Here is a 3936-nt window from a genome sequence, read left to right on the forward strand (position 1 = left end):
ACCGCGACAAGAACAAGGAGTCTTACGCGGAAATGTGGCACCGCTGGATCTATGAGGACTACTACCGCACCTACATGCTGCCGCTCGAGAAATACGGCATCAAGGTCCATCACGACGACGTCCAGGCTGCCTGGGAACGCATCACCAAGAAGAACTACGTCCACAAGGTCGGGCAGTTCTTCGCGGTCGGCTGGCCGGTCAACTTCTGGCGCATCGAAGCTCAGACCGACAAGGACTTCGAGTGGTTCGAGCACAAGTATCCGGGCTGGTACGCTGAGTTCGGCGATTTCTGGAAGTGGTACGCCAAGCTCAGTCACAAGGGCGAGAAGGTGCTGCTGTTCAACAGCGACGTCGGCTACGTCTACCCGCACCGCTGCTGGTCCTGCCTCGTGCCCTGCCTGATCCGCGAGGACATGGTGGTCGGCGAGATTGACGGCCAGCTGCACACCTTCGCCCACGAACTCGACAAGTGGACCGCGACGGTGGCCTTCGCCGACGAGTATCAGCGCCGTCCGACGCCCGCCATGGGCCGCTTCAGCGGCAAGCGCGAGTGGGAGACGCTCTATGACGGCTGGGATCTGGCCGATGCGATCAAGGACCTGAACTTCGTCCGCTCCGACGGCAAGACGCTCGTCCCGCAGCCGCATATGCGCTTCGATGACAAGGAGATGTGGACGCTAGACGACGTGCGCGGCAACAAGCTCGGGTCGCCGCTCAACGCGCTGCGTGCCATGTCGCCCGCAGACCGTGAGAAACACCTGGCGGAATACCGGGCCGGCTTCACGATCAATCCCTGCAACTGATCAGGCCAAAGGGGCGGGTTCGTCCCGCCCCTTCCTTTCACTGGAGGTCCGTATGTCGGAAACCCACACGATCAGACTTAGCCCGGTCGGCGTCGATTTCGAGGTCGAGCATGGTGAAACGGTGCTCAACGCCGCGTTCCGCCAGGGTATCGCCCTGCCGCATGGCTGCAAGGAAGGGCAATGCTCGGCCTGCAAAAGCGTGTTGCTCGACGGCGAAGCCGACATGCTGAAATACTCGACCTTCGCACTGAACGACATGGAGAAGGAGAGCGGCCACGTCCTTTTGTGCCGCTGCATCGCCTACTCCGATCTGGAAGTCGAGCTTCTCAACTACGACGAGGAGATTTTGGCGAAAGCCATCGCCGTAAAGACGTTCAAGGGCCGGATTGCTCTGATCGAGCATTTGACCCACGACATTCGCGGCATCGAGATCGAACTCGGCTCCCCGATAAAGTTCTGGGCGGGGCAATATGTCGACATCACGGTTACCACGCAAAAAGGGGAGACGATTACGCGCTCGTTCTCCATGGCAAATACGCCGGACCAAACCGAAAAACTCTGCTTCATCATCAAAAAATACCCTGAGGGAAAATTCTCCGGGGAACTCGATTCCGGAGGCATCAAGGTCGGAGCCGAGGTCACCGTCGTCGGACCCTATGGAACCTGTTTCCGAAGGGAAGAACGGCAAGGACCCCTAGTCCTGGTCGGAGCCGGCTCGGGCATGTCGCCGATCTGGTCGATCCTCAACGACCATCTGAAAAGCGGCGAGAAACGTCCGGTCTATTTCTTCTACGGCGCCCGGACTCGCAAGGACCTGTTCTATCTCGACAGGATCGCCGAGCTTGTCGGCAACCATGTCGACGTCACTTTCATTCCCGTGCTGTCGCACGCGAACGATGACGCCGAATGGCAAGGCGAGCGCGGTTTCGTTCACCAGAGTGTCGACGCCAAGCTCAAGCAACTGGCGGTCGACGGGCAGGGCGATGTCCATGCCTGCGGCCCGCCGCCGATGATCGATGCGCTGCAGCCGGTCCTGTTCATGAACGGGTTCGAAACGGAGCGGATCTTCTTCGACAAGTTCACCACATCGGCAGGTGCAACCCCGGCCCATTGAGGGCGGCCACGCAAAGCCAATCACAACTGCAACAAGGGAGAGAGAATTATGCCAGCAACCTCGAGTTCAGTCGGATCAGGAGCCGCCGGCGCGGCGATCTTTGCCGACTCCGACAGCCGCAAATACCGGTATTTCGAGCCGAAAGGCCAGCGCGCCACCCACTATGAGGACATGACGGTCGACGTTCAGCCCGACCCGGAACGGTATCTGATCCAGAACTGGATCATCTCCTTCGCCGACGGCAAGGGCGCTTATGTCAAGCAGAACACCGCGGCGCAGAGCTCCAACTGGCATGCCTTCCGCGCCCCCGATCAGGAATGGGAGCGCACGCACTACCAGCGCCAGTCGAAGATCGAGACGATGGTGCAGAGCGTCATCAACAATGCGCGCAAGTCCGGTGCACCGAAGACCTTCGACAAGGCCTGGGTCAAGATCCTTCAGGGCCAGCTCGGCGCCTGGAAGCATGCCGAATTCGGGCTTGGCACCTCGCTGATGCAGGCGCAGCGTTACGGCTACACCCAGATGATCAACAACGCGACGCTGACCAACTCGTCCTACAAGCTCAGGCTTGCGCAGGACATCACGCTTTACCTTGCCGAGATCGGCATGGACCTGCCCGGCTGGGACGACGAACTCGGCAAGAAGACCTGGCTCGAGGACAACAACTGGCAAGGCACCCGCGAAGCGGTCGAAACCATCATGGGCGCGACCGACTATCTCGAGCAGTATTTCGCCATCAACATCGTCTTCGAGCCGCTGGTGGGCGAGGTGTTCCGCTCCGGATTCCTGATGCAGATCGCCGCCGCCAACCATGACTTCATCACGCCGGCGGTGATCTCGGCCGCCGAGGCCGACTACGAGCGCAACCTCGCCAACACGATCGACCTCATGCACATCCTCGCCAACGACGAGAAATACGGCGCGGCAAACAAGAAGCTCTTCCAGGGCTGGATCAAGAAGCACGGCGCGCTCGCCGACAAGGCAGCCATCGGCCTGCAGCCGATCTGGTCTATGCCGCATTCCAAGCCAGTCGCGTTCGCGGACGTTCGCGCCAAATCCGAGGAACGGATTGGCCAGATCCTCGGCGAACTCGGCCTCAAGCGCTGAAAAAAGGGGAAATTGTCATGTCACTAGCAGCACGCGACGCAACGCATTCCAACATCTTCAAGGAGATGAAGGACATCACCTTCGAACAGACGATTTCGCACCAGTGCGGCGTCACCATGAACGACTCCGTCGAAGCCAGGGCCATCGCGGAATTCATGGGCAAGAAGCCGGGGGTGACGATCACCTACCAACCGGCGCTGATCCGCATCGACGGTGACGGCAAGCTGATCTTCAAGATGGACGCCATCGGTGAATATCTCGGCCGCGAGATTTCGGCCGAGACCTTCGAGGTCAACACGTCCACCCACTACGGCCGCATGGTCCGTGTCGACGACAACACCGTGATCCTGTTCGGCAACATGGATGAGATGTTCGAATACATCGAATAGCCGCCAAAAAATGGGCGCGCCGCCCTGGTTGCGGCGCGCCGAACCGATCAACGCCATCTCGCGGAGGGAAGAATGTTTAGAACACCGGAAGGCAAGGATATTTTCGTGGTCGACGGCCACACCCATTTCTGGGACGGCAGCCCCGAGAACCAGAAGAACATCCACGGCAAGCAGTTCATCGAGTGCTTCTATGCCTATCATACCGGGCTGAGCCCCAAGGAGCAGCTGTGGGAGAAGAGCAAATTCGAGAAATACAGCGCCGACGATCTCTATCGCGACCTGTTCATCGACGGTCCCGACGATGTGGCGATCGTCCAGTCGACCTATCTCAAGGACTTCTACAAGAACGGCTTCAACACGATCGAGCGCAACGCCGAGGTGGCCAAGCGCTATCCGGAGCGTTTCATCGTCAATGGTGCTTTCGATCCGCGCGACGGTGAGAAGGCGCTGGAGTACATCCACTTCCTCAAGGAGACCTATGACATCAAGGGCGTGAAGATGTACACGGCCGAATGGAACGGCG

The 3936-nt window shown here is 59.5% G+C and carries 5 protein-coding genes; all 5 read left to right on the forward strand.

Translation table 11 applies throughout. The features are described 5' to 3' along the window. The coding region (locus O7A05_RS33870) for a ferritin family protein (protein ID WP_463152107.1) at positions 1 to 803 on the forward strand (803 nt) is incomplete at its 5' end. A 52-nt stretch (positions 804 to 855) separates the two neighbouring features. Beyond that, on the forward strand, positions 856 to 1917 hold the full coding sequence (locus tag O7A05_RS33875; RefSeq protein WP_337097750.1) for an NADH:ubiquinone reductase (Na(+)-transporting) subunit F: 1062 nt from the start codon (positions 856 to 858) through the stop codon (positions 1915 to 1917). Positions 1918 to 1965: 48 nt separating this feature from the next. Next, entirely contained in the window at positions 1966 to 3024 is a 1059-nt protein-coding gene (locus O7A05_RS33880) for an aromatic/alkene monooxygenase hydroxylase subunit beta (protein ID WP_337097751.1), read from the forward strand. A 17-nt stretch (positions 3025 to 3041) separates the two neighbouring features. Continuing rightward, positions 3042 to 3413: an MmoB/DmpM family protein gene (locus tag O7A05_RS33885; protein WP_140745962.1), complete on the forward strand. Its 372-nt coding sequence runs from the start codon at positions 3042 to 3044 to the stop codon at positions 3411 to 3413. 72 nt (positions 3414 to 3485) lie between these two features. Next, positions 3486 to 3936: amidohydrolase family protein (locus O7A05_RS33890; RefSeq protein WP_337097755.1), on the forward strand; the 451-nt coding region annotated here is incomplete at its 3' end.

Origin of the sequence: Mesorhizobium argentiipisi (SeqCode) (assembly GCF_037179585.1) — a bacterium.
Classification (GTDB): domain Bacteria; phylum Pseudomonadota; class Alphaproteobacteria; order Rhizobiales; family Rhizobiaceae; genus Mesorhizobium; species Mesorhizobium argentiipisi.

Bases quoted from the DNA above. Each gene is read 5' to 3' on its own strand.
- O7A05_RS33880 (WP_337097751.1), top strand. From the start codon at position 1,966: ATGCCAGCAACCTCGAGTTCAGTCGGATCAGGAGCCGCCGGCGCGGCG.
- O7A05_RS33885 (WP_140745962.1), top strand. From the start codon at position 3,042: ATGTCACTAGCAGCACGCGACGCAACGCATTCCAACATCTTCAAGGAG.
- O7A05_RS33875 (WP_337097750.1), top strand. From the start codon at position 856: ATGTCGGAAACCCACACGATCAGACTTAGCCCGGTCGGCGTCGATTTC.